Here is a 20,190-nt window from a genome sequence, read left to right on the forward strand (position 1 = left end):
CCGGGCAGCCCGGCCGGCTCAGGCCGCGCTCCTGCTGTTTCCGGCCTCGGGCCACACGGTCGCGAGCGACGCGCCGGCGGGCAGGTCGAGCACCCGCCAGCCGGCCCCGGTCAGCACCGATCGGGAGGCCTGCGCGTGCTCGGCGCCGGAGCCGTCCCATCCGGCGAGGTCGAGCAGCACCGCCACGGCGGTCACGCCGGGGTGCCGGAGCCGCGCGAGGGCGAGGGCCTCCTCGGGGTCGACCGCGCCGAGGACCGCGATGATCAGGCCTTCCCCGCCGCCCTGGCGCAGCACGCCGATGCCGTGCTCCAGCGACCGCGACGAGCTCTGCTTGACGACCGCGAGCGTGTCGAGCAGCGACCACGACTGGCCGGTGTCCACCGTCTGTCGCGCGCCCTGGTCGGTGACCAGGCGCAGGGCGAGCCCCTCCGCGGACAGGTGCACCCCGATGGACGCGGCGGCGGAGACCGCCACCTCGAACGACGAGCGCGGCCCCTCGCCCCGGTGGGCGTACCTGCGGGTGTCGAGCAGCAGCGCGCCGCGGCTCTGCCACTCCTGCTCCTCGCGCCGGACCATCAGCTCGCCACGCCGCGCCGTCGATCGCCAGTGGACCCGCCGCAGGTCGTCCCCCTGGCGGTACTCGCGCGGCGCCACGTCGTCGTCGCCCGCCGCCGCGACCGACCGCGTACGGCTGTCGCCCCCGCCGGTGTAGTCGCCCGACAGGCGTACCGGCGGCAGCGGCACCACCTCGGGGGTGACCACGAGCGTGTCGGTGATGGTGAACGAGCGGGCCAGCTCCACCAGCCCGAACGGGTCGGCGATCCGCACGGACAGCGGCCCGATCGGGAAACGCCCGCGCAGGTCCGAGCCGACCTTGTAGTCGATCTCCCGGACGCCGCGCGGCTCCATCCGGTCCAGGACGAACCTCGGCCGGGTGCCCAGCGCGTACTGCAGGGTGTCTTCCACCAGCAGCAGCCCGGTGGGCAGCCGGGTGACGTTCTCCAGCCGCAGGGTGACCGTGCTCTCCTCGCCGGCCTGCACGCGCGCCGGGCCGAGCCGGCGGGTGCAGGACAGGCGGTAGCGGGTCCGCGTCACGACCAGCGACGCGATCAGCGGCATCGCGATGATCAGTACGGCCACGCGCAGCAGGTCCTGCTCGCCCAGGACCAGGGCGCACACCAGGGCCGCCACGCCGGAGGCGAGGAACGACCGTCCCCGCGGGGTCAGAGCCTTCAGCCCGGGCATGGGCCCTCCGTCGCTTTCTCGTTCGTGCGCGTCCGGGACAGTACGCGTCCGGGAGTCGGTGCGCGTCTGGGAATCAGTGCGCGTCCGGGACGGGGACGCGCCGCAGCAGCTCGGCGACGAACTGCTCCGGCTGGCGGCGCTGCCCCTGCGCCTCCAGGCTGGGCAGCAGGCGGTGCGCCAGCACCGGAACGGCCAGGTCCTGCAGGTCGTCGGGGATCACGTAGTCGCGCCCCGACAGCGCCGCGTGGGCCCGCGCGCTGCGCACCAGATGGAGGGTGGCCCGCGGGGAGGCGCCCAGCCGCAGGTCGGTGGAGCTCCGGGTGGCCGCGACCATGTCGACGGCGTAACGCTTGACCGGCTGGGAGACGTAGACGGCGCGGACGGCCCGGATCAGCGCGGCCACCTCGGCCGTGGTCGCCACCGGCTCCATCTTGTCCAGCGGCTGGGAGGCGCCGTGGACGTCGAGCATCTCCAGCTCGGCGGCGGGCTCGGGATAGCCCATCGCGATCTTGGCGGTGAACCGGTCGCGCTGCGCCTCGGGGAGGGGATAGGTGCCCTCCATCTCGATCGGGTTCTGCGTCGCGATGACCATGAACGGCGACTCCAGCGCGTAGGTGACGCCGTCGACCGTCACCTGGTGCTCCTCCATGCACTCCAGCAGCGCCGACTGCGTCTTGGGGGAGGCGCGGTTGATCTCGTCGCCGACGACGATGTTCGCGAACACCGGGCCCGGCTTGAACTCGAACTCCCGCGTCTGCTGGTTGTAGGCGCTGACCCCGGTGATGTCGCTCGGCAGCAGGTCGGGCGTGAACTGCACCCGCTTGACCGGGCAGTCGATGGAGCGGGCCAGGGCCTTGGCGAGCATCGTCTTGCCGACGCCGGGCACGTCCTCGATCAGCAGGTGGCCCTCCGCCAGGAGCACGGTGAGAGTCAGGCGGACGACGTCGCTCTTGCCCTCGATCACTGATTCGATCGCGTTGCGGATCCGGTGCGCGGTGTCGACCAGATCCTCAAGCGGGGCTGTCGCGTCGGTGACGTCGGGTGTTACAGCCACCAGGCCTCCATGAGGGTGCGTCCCCGAGAATGGGGCGTTAAACGTTCCTTTTCCATTCTGTGTACTGACCTTATGTCCCCTCTGGTTCGCGGGCGACTTTGTCCGGAAAACAGGGTGAACTGCGCGTAGAGTCCGTACCTTTCGCGGTCACGTACCGCGACCAGCCGAATCCCGGGAGGCGACCCCGGCCGCTCCACTTCTCCCCACCCGTTCCAGGGCCGCTTTCCCCCACCGGTCCCCACCCGGCCGCGCGCCCGGCCGGAACCCCCGTACGCGCCGGGGTTCGCGCCGTGGGCCGACACGCCCGTGCGCGGGCGGGGGCGGCGCGGCGCCCCACTCCGCACCACCCCGTTTCACCTGCGAAAACGCCGCCGATTTTGAATGCGGACACGGCCGGAATCAGTTGACGGTGGGGAGAAGTGGAGTATGGTGGTGCGCAGTGGAGGGCAGAGGCTACAGAGCTGAGCGCTCCGCAAGGCACAGGAGGTGGGTCCGGTGTTTCTCGGCACCCACCACCCGCGCCTAGACGACAAAGGACGGCTGTTCCTGCCGGCGAAGTATCGCGAGGAGCTGGCGGAGGGTCTGGTGATCACCAAAGGCCAGGAGCGCTGCCTCTACGTCTTCCCCGTAGAGGAGTTCCAGCGCATCACCGAGGCCCTGCGCACCGCACCGGTGACGGCCAAGGCGGTCCGCGACTACAGCCGTGTCTTCTTCGCCAGCGCGTCCGACGAGATGCCGGACAAGCAGGGGCGCATCACGATTCCCCAGACGCTCAGGCGGTACGCCGGGCTGGAACGCGACTGCGTCGTCATCGGCGCCAACACGCGTCTGGAGATCTGGGACGCCCAGGCGTGGGACACCTACCTGGATGCCCAGGAGCAGGCATTCTCCGATCTGTCGGAGGAGGTGCTGCCCGGGATCCTGTAGCTCGATTCCCTTTCTCGTTCGATCAGAAGACCCGTCGGTGACGTTCGGCGAGGTCTCCACCCGCTCCCAAAGGGCAGCTGATGCACCTTCCCCGGTGTCAGACGCCACGGAAGGCGACGCGGATGGGGACCTGGCCGGGCGGGTCGGTTCCCCGGGGGAACCGGCATGGGTGGGGATCCGTTGGGTAGTCACCGGCGGCACAGCCGCGAATCCGCGAGTACAGCGGCGTAATGGGGGTTGGAAGCGTTGTCGCACGAGCCCGGTCAGCCGGGTGGTCACGTTCCGGTCATGCTCGATCGCGTGCTGGAGTTGCTCGCTCCGGCGCTCACCGGACCGGAGCCGGTGGCCGTGGACGCCAACCTCGGTCTCGGCGGGCACGCCGAGGCGCTGCTTGCCGCCCACCCCTCCCTCCATCTCGTCGGAATCGACCGCGACCCCACCGCCATCGCGCGTTCCACCGCACGGCTCGCGCCGTACGCGGACCGGATCACCCTGGTGCGCGCCGTCTCCGACGAACTGGCCGACGTGCTCCATGACGCCGGACGGCCCCGCATCGACGCCGCGCTGTTCGACCTCGGCGTGTCCTCCCCTCAGCTCGACGAGGCGGAGCGCGGTTTCGCCTACTCCTACGACGCCCCCCTCGACATGCGGATGGACCGCGACCAGGAGCTCACCGCCGAACTCGTGGTGAACACCTACCCGGCCGCGGACCTGATCCGCATCCTGCGCGACTACGGCGAGGAGCGCTTCGCGGCACGCGTCGCGAACCTCATCGTCAAGGAGCGTGCCAAGGACCCCATCACCAGCACCAAACGGCTCGCCGACCTCGTACGCGCGGCGATACCCGCCGCGACGAGGCGGACCGGGGGCAACCCGGCCAAGAGAACGTTCCAGGCGCTGCGCATCGAGGTGAACGGAGAGCTGACCGCGCTGGAGCGCGCGCTCCCGGCCGCGCTCGGCGCGCTCGCACTGGGCGGGCGCGTTGTCGTGCTCGCCTACCACTCCCTGGAGGACCGGCTCACCAAGCGGGTCCTCGCGGCGCGAACCAAGGACACGAGCCCTCCGGGGCTGCCGGTCCCGCTCGAGGCGCACCAGCCTCGGTTCCGCCTTCTGACGAGGGGAGCGGAGCTCCCGGACGACGAAGAGGTGGCCCGCAACCCGCGGGCGGCCTCGGCCCGCTTGCGGGCGGCAGAGAGGATCCGCGAGGGATGAGGACAGAGCAGGAGAGCAGGAGGGCGGCCGGACGCGTGGCCGCGCCGTCCCGCGTGCCCGGTCGCGTGCCGGGCCAGGCCGCCGGATCGGCGGGCGAGACCGTCGCGACTCCCGACAGGCCCCTCGGCGGCGCGCGCCGCCGGCGTGAGGACGACCAGCCGCGCCGGACCCGGTCCGCCGCGGGCGACGCGCTCCCGCGCGAGGCCGTCCCGGCTCCCCGCGGCGGCGCGGCCGGACGCGGCCGTGCGGCGGCCCCCGTCGCCACGCCCGCCGACGCGAGGACCCGCCAGGACGCTTCCGCCCGTGCCGGTGCCGCCGCACGCGGCCGTGCGGCGGCACCCGCCACGCCCGCCGAGACGAGGACCCGGCAGGAGGCGCCCGCGGCTCCCCGGAAGGGCAGGGCCGCGGCGAAGACCGCCGCCGGGCCCGCCGCGGCCCCCAGGCGCGACGCCGTACGGACGTCCGCGACGGGCCGTACCGCGCCGCCCACTGAGAGGCCGCCCAGCGAGAGGCCGCTCCGTGTGAGGCCGGGCAGGCAGACGCCGGAGCGCGAGACGCCGTTCCGGGAGGGCCCGGAGCGGGAGGGCCGGGACACGGCAGAGGCCGCGCCCGCGCCCGGACGTGCCCGGCGTGGCGCGGGCGCCGCTGCCTCCCCGGCGACGTCCCCGCGTGCCAGAATGGCGCGGCGAGCGTTCCGGCGGCCGCCGCGTGCGCCGTTCGTGCTGCTCGTCGTGGGTCTCATGTGCGGAGGTCTGGTGACGCTCCTGCTGCTCAACACGGTCCTCGCGCAGGACTCGTTCAAGCTGAGCGATCTGCGGTCGAGCATCGACGATCTGCACCAGCAGGCCGACGAGCAGGAGAACCTGCTCCGCACGTGGAGCCAGCCCGGCGCGGTGGACGAGGCGGGCCGCGGGACGGGTCGCGTGCAGCCGGACCCTTCCGCCCCCCGGTTCATCAGGGCGGGCGAGGGCACGGCCGGGCAGCAGGGCAGTGAGGCGGGCACGGAGGAGGGCACGGACCGGTGAGTGACAGCGGCCGGAACCCGGGTCCCGGCCGCGGGGGTCCCACCGGGCGTGGCGGCGGCCAGGGCCCGGGCGGCGGCAGGCGTAACCCGGGGTTCCCGGGGCGGTCCGCCCGCCAGGACGGGCCGCCGAAGCCCGGACGTCCCGGCCGCCCGTCCGATCCCGGGTCCGGCGACGCGTCCGGCCGCCCGGCACGCCCGGGCGCCGACGGCGGAGCCGGGCGAGGCCACGACGCCGGCCGCGCCGGCCGCACGCGCGGCTCCGCGGACCGCGACGCCGCGACCCCCAACCGTTCCGCCCGCGCGGCGACCGGCCGCACCGGCAACCGCGCGGCCCGTGACCGTACGGACGGCGACCGCGCCCTTGGAGGCGGTCGCGCGGAGGGCAACCGCGCGGCGAGCGGCCGCGCGGGAGGCGAGCGGGCGGCCGATCAGCGTGTGCCGGGCGACCGCGCGTCGAGGGCCGAGAGCGGCGGCTCGGACCGGGGCCGTGGGGGAGCCGCAGGACGGGCCCACGGCGCCGGAAGTGGCGGTCAGACACCGGCCCGGTCCCGCACGGCCACTGGGGGCGACGCACCGTCCCGCGGCACCGGCGGGGCCCGTCCGCCTGCCGGAGCGGCCTCGGGCGGGGGAGGGGCGGCCAGAGGCGCGTCCTCCGGGGGCTCGCCGGGCGGAGGCTCCTCGGCCAAGGGATCGTCGCCGGGCGCGGGCCAGGGCCGGGCCCGGACGGGCGGCACGCCGCCGCGTACATCGGCACGCACCCCACAAGGCACGCCGCCACGCACGCCATCCCGCGCACCGGGGGCCGCGTCAGGGCGCACACCGCCGCGTCCGCCTCGTGCGCCGGGCCCGCCGCCGCCTCCGCGTCCGCCGGCCGTGCTGCGGCTGGGCAACCCCGTACGGCGGCTGCGGGCGGCCATGCTGGTGATGGCGATCGTGCTGTCGCTGTTCGCCGGACGGCTGGTGCAGTTGCAGGGGCTCGACTCGAAGGTGCTCCAAGCGAAGGCCGTCCAGCAGCGGGTGCAGCCCGAGATCCTGCCGGCGCGGCGCGGCGCGATCACCGACGCGGAGGGCCACGAGCTCGCGGTGACGGTCGAGGCCAGGGAGGTCTACGTCGACCCCAAGGACGTCGACCCGGCCAAGCGCGAACTGGTCGCCACCACGCTGGCGCGCGAGCTGAACAAGCCCAAACAGGACATCGACGCCGCGCTGGCCAAGGTCACCCAGCGCTACATCCCGCTGGCCCGCGACGTCGAGCCGCTGCGGGCCAAGCGCATCATGGGCTTCAAGCTCAGGGGCGTGGGCACCAAGGAGACCTACCGCCGTCTCTACCCCGGCAAGTCGCTCGCGGGCGGCCTGCTCGGCTTCACCGGCGTGGACGGCCGGGGCCTGGAGGGCCTGGAGAGCGCGTACAACGACGTCCTCGCGGGCCGGGACGGCAAGCAGAGCATCGAGCTCGGCGCGAACCGCCAGCGCATCCCGATGACGCGCAGCCAGCGCGAGGCGCCGGTGCCCGGGCGGGACGTCCGGCTGACCATCGACCGGGACCTGCAGTGGGCCGCCGAGCAGACGCTGGCCCGGCGGGTGAACGACACCGGGGCGCGCAGCGGCAGCGTGATCGTGATGGACGTGCTCACCGGCCGGATCCTCGCCATGGCCAACGCGCCCCAGGCCGACCTCAACGACTGGCAGTCCGCCCCGGCGGAGGACCGCGCCAACCGCGCCGTGTCGGAGATCTTCGAGCCGGGCAGCACCAACAAGGTCATCACGGCCGCCGCGGCGATGGAGGCGGGGGTGGTCACGCCGGACACCGTCTTCCGGGTGCCCGACCACATCCAGTGCGCCGACCGGCAGCTCAAGGACGCCCATCCGCACGCGCCCGAGTCGATGACGTTCACCGGCGTCCTCGCGGAGTCGAGCAACGTGGGCACCATCATGGCGGCGGAGAAGATCTCCAGCCAGCGGCTGTACGACATGTTCCGGTCCTTCGGGTTCGGCGCGAGCAGCGGGTCGCGCGTCCCCGGCGAGCAGGACGGCCTGCTGCCGCGGTGGGAGACGTGGTCGGGCAGCCAGCGCTGTACGATCGCCTACGGCCAGGGAATCTCGGTCACCGCGCTGCAGATGGCCAGCGTCTACCAGACGATCGCCAACGGAGGAGTGCGGGTGACCCCCACGATCGTGGCGGGCACCACCGACGCGCACGGCGCGTTCGTCCCCGCTCCGGCCGCCAAGGGCACCCGGGTGATCAGCGAGACGACCGCCCGGAGCATCGCACTCATGCTGGAGGCCGCGGTCGGCCACGAGGGCACGGGAGAGGAGGCCTCGATCGAGGGCTACCGTGTCGCGGGCAAGACCGGCACCGCCATGCGGTACGACGAGAAGTGCGCGGGATACTGCGGATACACCGCGACGTTCGTGGGCTTCGCCCCCGCGGACCAGCCCCGGCTGATGGCCCTGGCCGTCATCCAGGATCCCAAGAAGGACCACTACGGCGGCGCCGTCGCCGCCCCGGTGTTCAAGGACGTCATGACTTTCGCGTTGAAGAACAGGAAGATCCCCCCGACCGGCACGAAGGCGCCCGCGATGGTCCTTCGCCCCGCGGGGTGACCGGGACCGTACCGGCCGGGGTGGGAAGCACGCGGGCCCCGGCGGCGGAGGGCGGCGTGGCGGAGCCGGACGGCGGAGGGGAGTACGCTCTCGCCGTGCGTTCCGCGTCGTCCATGCGTCCCGAGGCCGTCCAGGCCCGCCCGCTGTCCGCGCTCGCGTCCCTGCTCGGCCCGTCGTCGTCGGCCGTACCCTCCCCCGGAGCGCGGGTGGTCCGCGGCGCCGTCACCGGCGTCACCCTCGACTCGCGCCGGGTGCGGCGCGGCGACCTGTACGTGGCGGTGGCCGGGGCCTCCCGGCACGGCGCGGAGTTCGCCGGCGCCGCCCTCGCGGCGGGCGCGGCGGCGATCCTCACCGACCCCGAGGGCCGTGACGCGGCCGTGGCCACCGGCCTGCCGGTGCTCGTCGTGCCCGACCCGCGGGCGGTGCTCGGGCAGGTCGCCTCCTGGGTGTACGGCAAGCCCGCGGCCGGCATCACCCTCATCGGCGTGACCGGCACCAGCGGCAAGTCCACCTCCACCTTCCTGCTGGAGGCGGGACTACGGGCGGCGGGCCACCGCACCGGCCTCGTCGGCGGTGTGGAGATCCGCGCCGGGGACGTGCGGTTCACCCCCGACCTGACCACCCCCGAGGCGACCGACCTGCAGGGCCTGTTCGCGCTGATGCGCGAGCAGGGCGTGAGCGCCGCGGCCATGGAGGTCTCCAGCCACGCCCTGGCCCTCGGCCGGGTGGACGGCCTCTTCTACGACGTGTCGATCTTCACGAACCTGTCGCAGGACCATCTGGACTTCCACCGGGACCTGGACGACTACTTCGCGGCCAAGGCGCGCCTGTTCACCCCCGAGCTCAGCCGCCTCGGGGTGGTGAACGCCGACGACGCCCACGGCCGCGAGCTGGCCGGCACGGCCAAGATCCCGATCACCACGTTCTCCGCCTCGGGAGCGCCGGAGGCCGACTGGCGCGCCGAGGACGTCCGCCTCGGCTCCACCGGCAGCCGGTTCCGGCTCGTCGGCCCCGGCGGCGTGGAGGCCGACGTGGCGGTGGGCCTGCCCGGGCCGTTCAACGTGGCCAACACGCTCGGCGCGCTGGTCGCGCTGGTGGAGACGGGCGTCCCGCTGCAGGCCGCGGTGACCGGCGTCGGCGAGTTCACCGGCGTCCCCGGCCGGATGGAGCGGGTGCGGGGCGACGGCGACGTGCCGGGGGACGTGCAGGTGATCGTCGACTACGCGCACAAGCCGGGCGCGGTGGAGTCGGTGCTCAACTCGCTGCGGGCGGTGCTGGACGACGGTCCGGACAACAGACGTGCCGAGCCCGGCGGACGCCTGGTCGTCGTGCTGGGCTGCGGCGGCGACCGCGACCGCGGCAAGCGCCCGATGATGGGCGAGGCCGCCGCCCGCCTCGCCGACGTGGCGATCCTGACCAGCGACAATCCTCGTACGGAGGACCCGCTCGCGATCCTCGCCGCGATGCTGGAGGGCGCTCTGCGGGTACCCCAGCAGGAGAGGGCGCACGTCGTCGTGGAGCCGGACCGGGCGGCCGCCATCCGTCTGGCCGTCGGCGGTGCTTCGCCCGGAGATGTGGTAGTTGTGGCGGGCAAGGGACACGAGCTGGGGCAGTATGTCGGGGGCGAGGTCATCCCCTTCGACGACCGTGAGGTGGCCGCCGCGGCCATCGCGGAGCGGAACCGGGCACGGCGGGCCGCAGGGGAGACCGCCGGTGCGTGAGGCGGTGTTACAGGGCGCCCCAGGCGTCCCGGTCCACAGCGCTCCGATGCACGGTGCTCCGAGCCACGGCGCTCCGGTTCACGGTGCTCCGGTGTATGGCGCTCCGGTTCATGGGGGCCCGACAAGCGACGCGAAAGAGAGCAGGACAGACACATGATCCCGTTGCCGCTGGCCCGGGTCGCCGAGATCACGTCCGGAGCCCTGAACGGCCTGGCCGACCCCGCGGCCGTGGTCCGAGGACCGGTCGTGATCGACTCGCGGGCGGTCGTGCCCGGCTCGCTCTTCGTGGCGATCAAGGGGGAGCGGGCCGACGGGCACGACTTCGCCCGGCAGGCCCACGAGGCGGGCGCCGTCGCGGTCCTCGCCACCCGGCCGGTCGACGCGCCGGCCGTGATCGTGGGGGACCCCCAGGCCGCCCTGGCCGCCCTGGCGCACGCCGTGGTGACGGAGCTTCCCGGCGCGACCGTGGTGGGGGTGACCGGCTCCGCAGGCAAGACCACCACCAAGGACCTGCTGGCCGGTCTCGCCGCCCGGATGGGCCCAACGGTCGCGCCGGTCGGCTCGTACAACAACGAGATCGGCCACCCGCTGACCGTGCTCAAGGCCGACGAGGGCACCCGGTTCCTCGTGCTCGAACTGAGCGCGCGCAACATCGGCCACATCGCCTACCTGGCGGAGATCGCCCCGCCGCGCATCGGCGTGGTGCTGAACGTCGGCACCGCCCACCTCGGCGTGTTCGGCGGCAAGGAGGCGATCGCCCGGGCCAAGGGCGAGCTCGTCGAGGCGCTGCCCGCCGACGGGACCGCGGTGCTCAACGCCGACGATCCGCTGGTCAGCGAGATGGCCGGCCGTACGAAGGCCCGGGTGACCTGGTTCGGCCGCTCGGCCCGCGCGCACGTGCGCGCGGAGGACGAGACGCTCGACGAGGCCGGACGCGCCTCGTTCACGCTGCGCACGCCGTCCGGCGCCGCCCCGGTGCGGCTGCGCCTGTACGGCGCCCACGCCGTCGAGAACGCCCTGGCCGCCGCGGCCGCCGCCTACGAGCTGGGCATGCCGGTGGCGGCCATCGCCGAGGAGCTGTCGGCGGCCGAGCCGCGCAGCCGCTGGCGGATGGAGGTCACCGACCGGCCCGACGGGGTGACCGTGATCAACGACGCGTACAACGCCAACCCCGACTCCATGCGGGCCGCCTTCGGCAGCCTCGGGGTCATCGGCGCGGGGCGGCGGCGGTTCGCCGTGATCGCCGCGCTGCGCGAGCTGGGCGAGGACGGCCCGGCGCTGAACGAGGACCTCGGGCGGCTGGCCGCCGGCGCGGGGCTGGAAGCGGTGGTCGTCGTGGGGGAGGACGCCGAGCCGGTGCTCAAGGGCGCCCCCGGCGCGATCCACGTGCCCGACGCCGCCGCGGCGGCGCGGGAACTGTCGGACCGGCTCGCGCCCGGGGACGCGGTGCTGGTGAAGGGGCCGCGCGCGGCCGGGCTGGAACGGGTCGCCGAGGCGATCCTCGGAGGTGACGCCCGGTGAGGAACATCCTCATCGCGGGGGCGATCTCGCTGCTGCTGTCCATGGTCGGCACGCCGCTGGCCATCCGGCTGTTCGCCCGGCGAGGGTACGGCCAGAACATCCGGGAGGAGGGCCCGTCGGGTCACTACGACAAGAAGGGCACTCCCACGATGGGCGGCACGGTGATCGTCATCGCCGCCCTGATCGGCTATTTCACGGCCCACGGGGTGACCGTCTTCTCGGCGGTCAGCGACCCCCCGACGGCCTCCGGCCTGCTGGTGCTGTTCCTGATGACCGGCCTCGGCGCGGTCGGCTTCCTCGACGACTTCATCAAGATCTACAAGCAGCGCAGCCTGGGCCTGCGCAGCGGCGCGAAGGCCGCCGGGCAGCTCGTGATCGGTGCGGTCTTCGCAGTGCTGGTGCTGCGCTTCCCCAACGCCTACGCCGTCACCCCGGCCGACACCCACGTGTCGTTCCTGCGGGACATCGGGCCGTCCATCGGGCTGATCGGCTTCGTCGTCTGGGTCCTGTTCTTCATCGTGGGCTTCTCCAACGCGGTGAACCTGACCGACGGGCTCGACGGCCTGGCCTCCGGCGCCACCTGCCTGGTGCTCGCGGCGTACGTGCTGATCGGCAACTGGCAGCTGCGCAACAGCTGCACGACGGTCGGCTTCGGCCCCAACTGCTACTGGGTGCGGGACCCGCTCGACCTGGCGGTGGTCGCGGCGGCGGTGCTGGGGGCCTGCCTGGGCTTCCTGTGGTGGAACGCCCCGCCCGCCAAGATCTTCATGGGCGACACCGGCTCGCTGGCCCTCGGCGGCGTGATCGCCGGCCTCGCCTTCACCACCCGGACCCAGCTCCTGCTGGTCATCCTGGGCGGCCTGTTCGCGCTCATCACGATGTCGGTGATCATCCAGGTCGGGTTCTTCAAGATGACCCGCAAACGGGTCTTCCGGATGGCTCCGCTCCAGCACCACTTCGAGCTGTCCGGCTGGGCCGAGACCACGATCGTGGTCCGCTTCTGGCTGATCGCCGCGCTGTGCGTGGCCGCCGGTCTCGGCCTGTTCTACCTCGAATGGATGCCGAAGCAGTGAGCGTGGTCGTCGCCGGTCTCGGCGTGTCGGGCGCGGCCGCGGCCCGGGCCCTGGCCCGCCGCGGCGAGCGGGTGATCGTGCTTGAGGCGGTGGACGGCGAGCGGCAGCGCGCCGCCGCCGCCGATCTCGACGCCCTCGGGGTGGAGGTGCGGTTCGGCGAACCCGCCCTGCCCGACGGCGCCTCGCTCGTCGTCACCTCGCCCGGCTGGCGGCCCGGTCATCCGCTCCTCGTCGCGGCGGAGAAGGCCGGCGCCGAGGTGATCGGGGAGGTCGAGCTGGCCTGGCGGCTGCGCGGGGAGCACGCCGCCCCCTGGCTGGCGCTGACCGGGACCAACGGCAAGACCACCGCCGTCCGCATGCTCGCCTCGATCCTGACGGCCGCCGGGCACCGGGCCCTCGCCGTGGGCAACGTCGGCGTGCCGATCGTGGAGGCCGTCGACGGCCCCTACGACGTGCTGGCCGTCGAGCTGTCGAGCTTCCAGCTCCACTGGTCGTCGAGCCTCGCGCCGCTCGCGGGGGCCGTGCTCAACGTGGCGCCCGACCACATCGACTGGCACGGCTCGATGGAGGAGTACGCCGCGGCCAAGGCGCGGGTCTTCACCGCCGCCGGGACGGTGGTCTTCAACGTCGACGACGCGTGGTCGTCGCGCCTGGCCGAGCCGTACGCCTCCCGGGTGGGCTTCACGCTCGCCGTGCCGCGGCCCGGTCAGCTCGGGATCGTGGAGGACCTGCTGGTCGACCGGGCCTTCGTGGCCGACCCGGCGCGTACGGCGGAGGAACTGGCCTCCCTGGAGGACGTGCGCCCCTTCGCGCCGCACAACGTCGCCAACGCGCTCGCCGCCGCGGCCCTGGCCCGTGCCCACGGCGTGCCGCCCGAGGCCGTACGACGGGGCCTGCGGGAGTTCACGCCCGACCCGCACCGCATCGCGCACGTCGCGACGGTGGGGGAGATCGACTACGTGGACGACTCCAAGGCGACCAACCCGCACGCGGCCGCCGCGTCGCTGGCCGCCTACCCCTCGATCGTGTGGATCGCGGGTGGTCAGCTCAAGGGCGCCGACGTGAACGACCTCGTACGGCAGGCCGCGCCCCGGCTGCGCGGCGCGGTGCTGCTGGGGGCCGACCGCGAGCTGATCCGCCAGGCGTTGGCGCGACACGCCGCGAATGTCCCCGTCGTGGACGTGCCGGGGCAAGACACTGGGGTCATGGACCGTGTCGTCGCCGAAGCCGCCCGGCTCGCCTCTCCGGGTGACACCGTGCTGCTCGCCCCCGCCGGGGCGTCACTGGACATGTACGCCGGCTACGGAGCGCGTGGGGAGGCCTTCGCCCGAGCCGTGCACCGCCTGGCGGCACGGTGAGCGGCCGGACGGTGAGCGGCCGGACGGTGAGCGGCCGTACGCCGAGCCAGGCCGCCGACCCGGCCGACGCCCGGGCCGGCGGGGGAGCCGGCGCCCGGGCAAGCCGGGCCCAGGGTGAGCGAGCCGAGAGTGAGCAGGCGCCGGGCGGCTGGGCCGGCGCCCAGGTCGCGGCGCTGCGCGAGCTGCTCGGCCGCCCGCTGACGTCCTACCACCTCGTGCTGGGCTGCAGCGCGCTGCTGCTCGCCCTCGGGCTGATGATGGTGCTGTCGGCGTCGAGCATCGAGGCGCTGCAGCGCACCGGGAACCCGTTCTACTGGTTCCTCAAGCAGGTCACGTCGGTGGCGATCGGGCTGCCCCTCATGTGGGTCTGCTCCCGGCTGCCGCAGCGGTTCTTCCGCCTGACCGGCTACCCGCTGATGGGCCTGGCGATCCTCGGCCTGCTGATGGTCATCTTCCTCGGCCAGGAACTGCTGGGCGCCCAGCGGTGGATCGTCATCGGCCCGTTCTCCGTGCAGCCGTCGGAGCCGGCCAAGCTGGCCCTGGTGCTGTGGGGGGCCGACCTGCTCGCGACGCGGGCGCGCGGCGGCCGCATCGAGTGGCGTCAGCTGCTGATCCCCCTGATGCCGGGCGTGGCCCTGCTGGCCGTCCTGGTCATGATCGGGCGCGACCTCGGCACGACGTTCGTGCTCATGATGATCTTCCTGGCGCTGCTGTGGGTGGTCGGCGCGCCCGTGCGGCTCTTCGGCGGCATCCTCGGGCTGCTCGCGCTGGCGACCGCCACTATGATCATCGCCGAGCCCTACCGGTTCGACCGCCTCACCGGCTACCTGCATCCGTGGGAAACCGCGCAGCACGAGGGGTTCCAAACCGTGCAGGGGCTGATGGCGATGGGGTCGGGCGGCTGGTTCGGCATCGGGCTGGGCGCGAGCCGGCAGAAGTGGAACTATCTGCCCCACGCCGAGAGCGACTTCATCTTCTCCATCATCGGAGAGGAGCTCGGGCTGCTGGGCACGCTCGTGGTGGTCGCGCTGTTCGGCCTGCTCGGCTACGCGGGCCTGCGCATCGCCATGCGGACCAGGGACCCCTTCGTCCGGCTGGCGTCCGCCGCCGCCACCGCCTGGATCGCCGGGCAGGCCGTCGTCAACATCGGCGCGGTCATCGGGGTCCTCCCGGTCACCGGGATCCCGCTGCCGCTCGTGTCGTACGGCGGATCGGCGCTGCTGCCGACGCTCGCGGCGCTCGGCATGCTGCTGTCGTTCGCCAAGCGGGAGCCGGGCGCGGCCGAGGCGCTGGCGGCCCGTGGCCCCGGACCGGCCGCGCGGGCTCTAAGCTGGCTTGGCCTGAACGCCCGAGCCTGGCGCCGGCCCGCGTCCCCGCGCGAGGCCGTCCGGCGGACGGCACGGCCGCGTCCGGCACGAGTGGGAACGACGCGGAAGCAGCCGCGGGAGCAGTCGCGAGAACGTCCGCGGGAACATCCGCGAGAGAGCAGGGAGTGACATGAGGGTGGTCCTCGCCGGCGGCGGGACGGCCGGCCACATCGAGCCGGCGCTCGCGCTGGCCGACGCGCTTCGCCGGCTCGACCCGAGGATCGGCATCACCTGCCTCGGCACCGAGCGCGGGCTCGAGACCCGCCTGGTGCCCGCGCGCGGCTACGAGCTGGAGCTCGTGCCCGCCGTGCCGCTGCCCCGCTCGCTCAGCCCCAAGCTCCTCACCGTGCCCGGCCGGCTCGCCGGGGCCATCGGCAGCGCCGCCGGGATCCTGGAGAAGGTCGGCGCGGACATCCTGGTCGGCTTCGGCGGCTACGTCGCCACCCCCGCCTACCTCGGCGCCCGGCGGCGCGGCGTGCCGATCGTGGTCCACGAGGCCAACCCGCGGCCCGGCCTGGCCAACCGGCTCGGCGCGCGCCTCACCGACCACGTCTTCACCGGGCACCCGGACGCCGTGCTCCCCAACGCGGAGTACGTCGGCATCCCGCTGCGCCGGGAGATCAGCATGATGGACCGCCTGTCGATGGGGGACAAGGCGCGGTCCTACTTCGGGCTGGAGTCCGACCGGGTGACGCTGCTGGTGTTCGGCGGGTCGCAGGGCGCCCGCTCGGTCAACCAGGCGGCGCTGGAGGCCGCGCCCTACCTGCGCGCCGCGGGCGTCCAGGTGCTGCACGTGGTCGGGCCGAAGAACACCGTCGAGATCGAGCCCCCGCCCGGCGACCCGCAGTACGTGATCCTCCCGTACGTCGACCGGATGGACCTCGCCTACGCCGCGGCCGACCTCGTCCTGTCCCGCGCGGGCGCCATGACCTGCGCCGAGCTGACCGCCGTGGGGCTGCCCGCGGCGTTCGTGCCGCTGCCGCACGGCAACGGCGAGCAGCGCCTCAACGCCGAGCCGATCGTCCGGGCCGGGGGCGGCCTGATGGTCGACGACGCGGACCTGTCGGCGGCCTGGATCGTCCAGACGCTGCTGCCGATCCTGAACGACCCCGAGCGCGTGGTCGCGATGTCCGAGGCGGCCTCCCGGATGGGCCGCAAGGACGCCGACACGACGCTCGCCCGCAAGGTGCTGGAGATCGCTCACCGATGAGTCTCGTCAAGCTCGTGGATCCCGTCCCGGCGGCCGACCTGGGGCGGGTGCACTTCATCGGCATCGGCGGCTCCGGGATGTCCGGCATCGCCCGGATCCTGCTCAAGCGGGGAGTGCCGGTGTCGGGCAGCGACGCGCGCCCGTCCGCGCAGCTGACCGAGCTGCGCGAGCTGGGGGCCACCGTCCACGTCGGCCACGCCGCCTCCCACATCAAGGACGTCGACACCGTCGTCGTCTCCACCGCGATCCGCGACTCCAACCCCGAGCTGGGCGAGGCGCTGCGCCAGAACCTGCGGGTGATCCCGCGCGCCGCGGCGCTGGCCTCGGTCATGTCCGGCCGCACCGGCATCGCCGTCGCCGGCACTCACGGCAAGACCACGACCACCTCGATGCTCACCGTGGCGCTGCAGAAGTGCGGCGAGGACCCGTCGTACTGCGTCGGCGGCCAGCTCGTCACGACCGGTCTCGGCGCCGACGACGGCACGGGCGAGGTGTTCGTGGCCGAGGCCGACGAGAGCGACGGCTCCTTCCTCATGCTCGCGCCGCGGATCGCCGTCGTGACCAACGTCGAGGCCGACCACCTCGACAACTACGGAGACCCCCAGGCCGTCCACGACGGCTTCGCCCGCTTCGTCGAGCATGTCGGGTCGCTGCTGGTCGTCTGCGCCGACGACCCCGGGGCCGCCGCCCTCGTGCCGATCGCCCGTGAGCGGGGCCTCGCCGTCGTCACGTACGGCGAGAGCGCCGGGGTGGACCTGCGCACGACCGACGTCGCCCCGCGCGGGCTCGGCGTGGAGTTCCGCGTGGAGCTCGGACCGGGGGCGCCCGGCGGGCCGGGACGCGGAGAGGTGCGCCTGGCCGTGCCAGGCCGGCACAACGCGGTCAACGCCACCGCGGTGATCGCCGTGGCGCTGCACCTCGGCCTGCGCTTCGACGACGTCAAGGAGGGCCTCGCCGCCTTCACCGGCGCCAAGCGGCGGTTCGAGTCCAAGGGCGAGGCCGGCGGCGTGACGGTCTTCGACAGCTACGCCCACCACCCGACCGAGCTGACCGCCGACCTGCGCGCCGCCCGCGACGTGGTCGGCGGCGACGGCCGGGTCATCGCGGTCTTCCAGCCGCATCTCTACTCGCGCACCCGGTTCTTCGCCGACGAGTTCGGCGCCGCGCTCGGCCTGGCCGACGAGGTCGTCGTGCTCGACGTCTACGGCGCGCGGGAGGACCCCGAGCCCGGGGTCTCCGGGGCGCTCGTCGCCGGGAAGGTGCCGCTGCCGGCCGAGCGGGTGGTCTACGCCCCCGACCGCGCGGCCGTGCCCTCCCTCGTCGCCGGCCGGGCCCACGCCGGGGACATCGTCCTTACGATGGGCGCGGGGGACGTCACCGAGCTCGGCCCGCGAATCGTCGCGGAGCTGTCCGCCCGGTGAGGCGGGCCGTCCGGCGCTCGGCGCTCGCCACCCTGCTGACCGGCGGGGTCGTGGGCGTCGCCACCTGGGTCGTGTTCTTCTCGCCCGTCCTCGGCGTGCGGGAGGTCGAGATCACCGGCAACGGCCGCGTCCCGGCCGAGGAGCTGCGCCAGGCGGCGGGAGTGCGGACGGGCACGCCGCTCGCCACCGTGGACCTCGCCGGCGTCGAGGCGCGGGTGCGGGCGCTGCGCGCCGTCGAGTCGGCCACGGTCGGCCGCGTCTGGCCCGGCACGCTGCGGATCGGCGTGGTCGAGCGCGTCCCCGCGGCGGCCGTTCCCCTGGGCGCCGAGACCGCGGTGATCGACCGGTACGGGGTCGTCCTCCAGCAGGTGACGGTCGCCCCGCCGCGGCTTCCGGTGCTGCGCGTCGAGCGGGCCGCCGCCGACGATCCCGCCACCAGGGCGGGCCTCACCGTGCTCCGGGCGCTGCCGGGCGACCTCCTCGACCGGCTGCGGGAGCTGCGCGCCCCCTCGCCCCGGTCGATCACCCTCAAGCTCACCGACGGCCGCTCCGTGACCTGGGGAGACGCGCGCGACTCGGCCCGCAAGGGGCGGGTGCTGCTCGCCGCCCTGGCCAAGCCGGGGAAGAGCTACGACGTCAGCTCACCCGGGGTGGTGACGGTCAGGTGACAAATCTCACTGACCGTGCTCGGACCGGCCGAAGCCGCCCTGGACCGGGGCATCGTGCGAAAAGGACAGCGCGCGACACGCCGGACTGCCTTGCGGCGCGGTTAGTTGACCCTGGGGGAGGCGCAACCCTACTGTCCGTATCAATCCTCAGGTTGACATAACTCTAAATCTCAACTTGAGGGTGAGAGTTCAAGAGAAGAGACGGCGGGCCCTGCCCGCATGAAACGCAAACGAGCGGAAAGGCCCCTCGTCGTGGCAGCACCGCAGAACTACCTCGCGGTCATCAAGGTCGTCGGCATCGGCGGCGGCGGAGTGAACGCCGTCAACCGGATGATCGAGGAGGGACTCAAGGGCGTCGAGTTCATCGCCATCAACACTGACGCCCAGGCGCTGCTGATGAGTGACGCCGACGTGAAACTCGACGTGGGGCGCGAGCTCACGCGAGGCCTCGGCGCGGGCGCCAACCCGGAGGTGGGCCGCAAGGCGGCCGAGGACCACCGGGAGGAGATCGAGGAGGTCCTCAAGGGGGCCGACATGGTCTTCGTCACCGCCGGCGAGGGCGGCGGCACCGGAACCGGCGGCGCGCCGGTCGTGGCCAGCATCGCCCGCTCACTTGGTGCGCTCACGATAGGAGTCGTCACCCGGCCCTTCAGCTTCGAGGGCAAGCGCCGGGCCATGCAGGCCGAGGCCGGCATCGAGACCCTCCGCGAGGAGGTCGACACGCTGATCGTCATTCCGAACGACCGGCTGCTGTCGATCTCCGACCGCCAGGTGAGCGTGCTCGACGCCTTCAAGGCCGCCGACCAGGTGCTGCTGTCCGGTGTGCAGGGCATCACCGACCTCATCACCACGCCCGGTCTGATCAACCTGGACTTCGCCGACGTCAAGTCGGTCATGTCCGGCGCGGGTTCGGCCCTCATGGGCATCGGCCACGCGCGGGGCGACGACCGGTCGGTCGCCGCCGCCGAGATGGCCGTCTCCAGCCCGCTGCTGGAGGCGAGCATCGACGGCGCCCACGGCGTGCTGCTGTCCATCGCCGGCGGCTCCGACCTCGGCCTCTTCGAGATCAACGAGGCGGCCCAGCTCGTCAGCAACGCCGCCGCGATCGACGCCAACATCATCTTCGGCACGGTCATCGACGACGCGCTCGGCGACGAGGTGCGGGTGACGGTCATCGCGGCCGGGTTCGACGAGCCCGCCCCGGTCAAGCCGGTGGCCGCTCCGGTGGCGCGGCCGCAGCAGGCCCGCCCGGCGCCGGCCCAGCCCGCGCGCCCCGCCACCCCGGCGCCGGTCCGGCCGGAGCCGCGCCCGGAGCCGGCCCAGCCCTCCGTACGGCCGGCCGGCTCCGTGACGCCGCCCACCTCGGCGCCCACGCCGCCGCCCGCCCCCATCCAGGCAAGCACCATGCAGCCGGCCACGGCACAGGCCGCCATGAACGCCGCGGCCCAGCCGCAGGCGAGCGCCGTGCCGCCGCCGGCCCAGCCGGTGGGCCAGCCCGCCCAGCAGGCGGCCGCGCCGCAGGCACAGCAGGCCGAGGGAGTCACGCCGTTCCCCCGGGACGCGGCCGACGGCGGGCGTGACCAGGGCGTCGCCGGCCCGGTGTCGATCCCGAGGCCCACACCCGAGCCGCCGACTCCGATCACCTCCCGCACCTCCCAGCCGGGCCCCCGGCGTCCGGTGGTGTTCGAGGAGCAGGAGGAGGAGCTCGACGTGCCGGACTTCCTCAAGTGACCTTCCCGCCCGGCCCGCCCGGCCCGCCCGGCCCGCCCGGCCCGCCCGGCGTGG

Annotated in this window: 15 protein-coding genes; 13 read left to right on the top strand and 2 right to left on the bottom strand. The window is 74.0% G+C overall.

Annotated elements, in window-relative coordinates; genetic code table 11:
* Positions 1-18 precede the first annotated feature (18 nt).
* Both Mam01_RS01880 and Mam01_RS01885 read right to left on the bottom strand, forming a co-directional pair.
* Positions 19-1,245, bottom strand: coding sequence for a DUF58 domain-containing protein (locus Mam01_RS01880; RefSeq protein WP_204283634.1), 1,227 nt, complete (start codon positions 1,243-1,245; stop codon positions 19-21).
* A 73-nt stretch (positions 1,246-1,318) separates the two neighbouring features.
* The gene (locus Mam01_RS01885) at positions 1,319-2,299 is read right to left on the bottom strand and encodes an AAA family ATPase (protein WP_150933081.1); all 981 of its coding nucleotides are present in this window, start codon (positions 2,297-2,299) and stop codon (positions 1,319-1,321) included.
* 495 nt (positions 2,300-2,794) lie between these two features.
* Between Mam01_RS01885 and mraZ the strand changes: the two genes are divergently transcribed.
* The 13 genes from mraZ to ftsZ all read left to right on the top strand — a co-directional run bounded on the left by mraZ (position 2,795) and on the right by ftsZ (position 20,136).
* A complete protein-coding gene (mraZ, locus tag Mam01_RS01890; RefSeq protein ID WP_117409747.1) occupies positions 2,795-3,226 on the top strand; it encodes a division/cell wall cluster transcriptional repressor MraZ in 432 nt (143 codons plus the stop codon).
* Between the two features lie 288 nt (positions 3,227-3,514).
* Positions 3,515-4,438 carry a 16S rRNA (cytosine(1402)-N(4))-methyltransferase RsmH gene (gene rsmH / locus Mam01_RS01895; protein WP_150933082.1) on the top strand — a complete coding sequence of 308 codons (924 nt, stop codon included), beginning with the start codon at positions 3,515-3,517 and terminating at the stop codon, positions 4,436-4,438.
* A complete protein-coding gene (locus Mam01_RS01900; protein ID WP_204283636.1) occupies positions 4,435-5,463 on the top strand; it encodes a hypothetical protein in 1,029 nt (342 codons plus the stop codon). The genes rsmH and Mam01_RS01900 overlap by 4 nt, the downstream gene beginning before the upstream one ends.
* Positions 5,464-6,335: 872 nt before the next feature.
* Entirely contained in the window at positions 6,336-8,066 is a 1,731-nt protein-coding gene (locus Mam01_RS01905) for a peptidoglycan D,D-transpeptidase FtsI family protein (protein WP_239100959.1), read from the top strand.
* A 113-nt stretch (positions 8,067-8,179) separates the two neighbouring features.
* Positions 8,180-9,787: a UDP-N-acetylmuramoyl-L-alanyl-D-glutamate--2,6-diaminopimelate ligase gene (locus Mam01_RS01910; RefSeq protein ID WP_204283956.1), complete on the top strand. Its 1,608-nt coding sequence runs from the start codon at positions 8,180-8,182 to the stop codon at positions 9,785-9,787.
* Between the two features lie 153 nt (positions 9,788-9,940).
* A complete protein-coding gene (locus Mam01_RS01915; protein WP_204283638.1) occupies positions 9,941-11,308 on the top strand; it encodes a UDP-N-acetylmuramoyl-tripeptide--D-alanyl-D-alanine ligase in 1,368 nt (455 codons plus the stop codon).
* Complete coding sequence (mraY, locus tag Mam01_RS01920; RefSeq protein WP_150933085.1) at positions 11,305-12,381, top strand: phospho-N-acetylmuramoyl-pentapeptide-transferase; 1,077 nt, start codon at positions 11,305-11,307, stop codon at positions 12,379-12,381. The genes Mam01_RS01915 and mraY overlap by 4 nt, the downstream gene beginning before the upstream one ends.
* On the top strand, positions 12,363-13,739 hold the full coding sequence (murD, locus tag Mam01_RS01925) for a UDP-N-acetylmuramoyl-L-alanine--D-glutamate ligase (protein ID WP_204283640.1): 1,377 nt from the start codon (positions 12,363-12,365) through the stop codon (positions 13,737-13,739). Before mraY ends, murD begins: the two co-directional genes overlap by 19 nt.
* 173 nt (positions 13,740-13,912) lie before the next feature.
* The gene (gene ftsW, locus Mam01_RS01930) at positions 13,913-15,235 is read left to right on the top strand and encodes a putative lipid II flippase FtsW (protein ID WP_239100988.1); all 1,323 of its coding nucleotides are present in this window, start codon (positions 13,913-13,915) and stop codon (positions 15,233-15,235) included.
* Between the two features lies 1 nt (position 15,236).
* Positions 15,237-16,316 carry an undecaprenyldiphospho-muramoylpentapeptide beta-N-acetylglucosaminyltransferase gene (gene murG, locus Mam01_RS01935; RefSeq protein WP_204283642.1) on the top strand — a complete coding sequence of 360 codons (1,080 nt, stop codon included), beginning with the start codon at positions 15,237-15,239 and terminating at the stop codon, positions 16,314-16,316.
* On the top strand, positions 16,313-17,737 hold the full coding sequence (murC, locus tag Mam01_RS01940) for a UDP-N-acetylmuramate--L-alanine ligase (RefSeq protein WP_150933088.1): 1,425 nt from the start codon (positions 16,313-16,315) through the stop codon (positions 17,735-17,737). The genes murG and murC overlap by 4 nt, the downstream gene beginning before the upstream one ends.
* Positions 17,734-18,405 (top strand): cell division protein FtsQ/DivIB, encoded by a 672-nt coding sequence (locus tag Mam01_RS01945; protein WP_204283644.1) that lies wholly within the window; start codon positions 17,734-17,736, stop codon positions 18,403-18,405. The genes murC and Mam01_RS01945 overlap by 4 nt, the downstream gene beginning before the upstream one ends.
* A gap of 252 nt (positions 18,406-18,657) precedes the next feature.
* A complete protein-coding gene (gene ftsZ, locus Mam01_RS01950; protein ID WP_204283646.1) occupies positions 18,658-20,136 on the top strand; it encodes a cell division protein FtsZ in 1,479 nt (492 codons plus the stop codon).
* Positions 20,137-20,190: the final 54 nt, after the last annotated feature.

The organism is Microbispora amethystogenes, from assembly GCF_016863015.1.
GTDB lineage: Bacteria > Actinomycetota > Actinomycetes > Streptosporangiales > Streptosporangiaceae > Microbispora > Microbispora amethystogenes.

Excerpts from the sequence above, each read along its gene's own strand:
- Mam01_RS01880 (WP_204283634.1), bottom strand. The coding sequence starts at position 1,245 with ATGCCCGGGCTGAAGGCTCTGACCCCGCGGGGACGGTCGTTCCTCGCC.
- rsmH (WP_150933082.1), top strand. The coding sequence starts at position 3,515 with ATGCTCGATCGCGTGCTGGAGTTGCTCGCTCCGGCGCTCACCGGACCG.
- Mam01_RS01900 (WP_204283636.1), top strand. The coding sequence starts at position 4,435 with ATGAGGACAGAGCAGGAGAGCAGGAGGGCGGCCGGACGCGTGGCCGCG.
- Mam01_RS01910 (WP_204283956.1), top strand. The coding sequence starts at position 8,180 with ATGCGTCCCGAGGCCGTCCAGGCCCGCCCGCTGTCCGCGCTCGCGTCC.
- Mam01_RS01915 (WP_204283638.1), top strand. The coding sequence starts at position 9,941 with ATGATCCCGTTGCCGCTGGCCCGGGTCGCCGAGATCACGTCCGGAGCC.
- murD (WP_204283640.1), top strand. The coding sequence starts at position 12,363 with ATGGATGCCGAAGCAGTGAGCGTGGTCGTCGCCGGTCTCGGCGTGTCG.
- murG (WP_204283642.1), top strand. The coding sequence starts at position 15,237 with ATGAGGGTGGTCCTCGCCGGCGGCGGGACGGCCGGCCACATCGAGCCG.
- murC (WP_150933088.1), top strand. The coding sequence starts at position 16,313 with ATGAGTCTCGTCAAGCTCGTGGATCCCGTCCCGGCGGCCGACCTGGGG.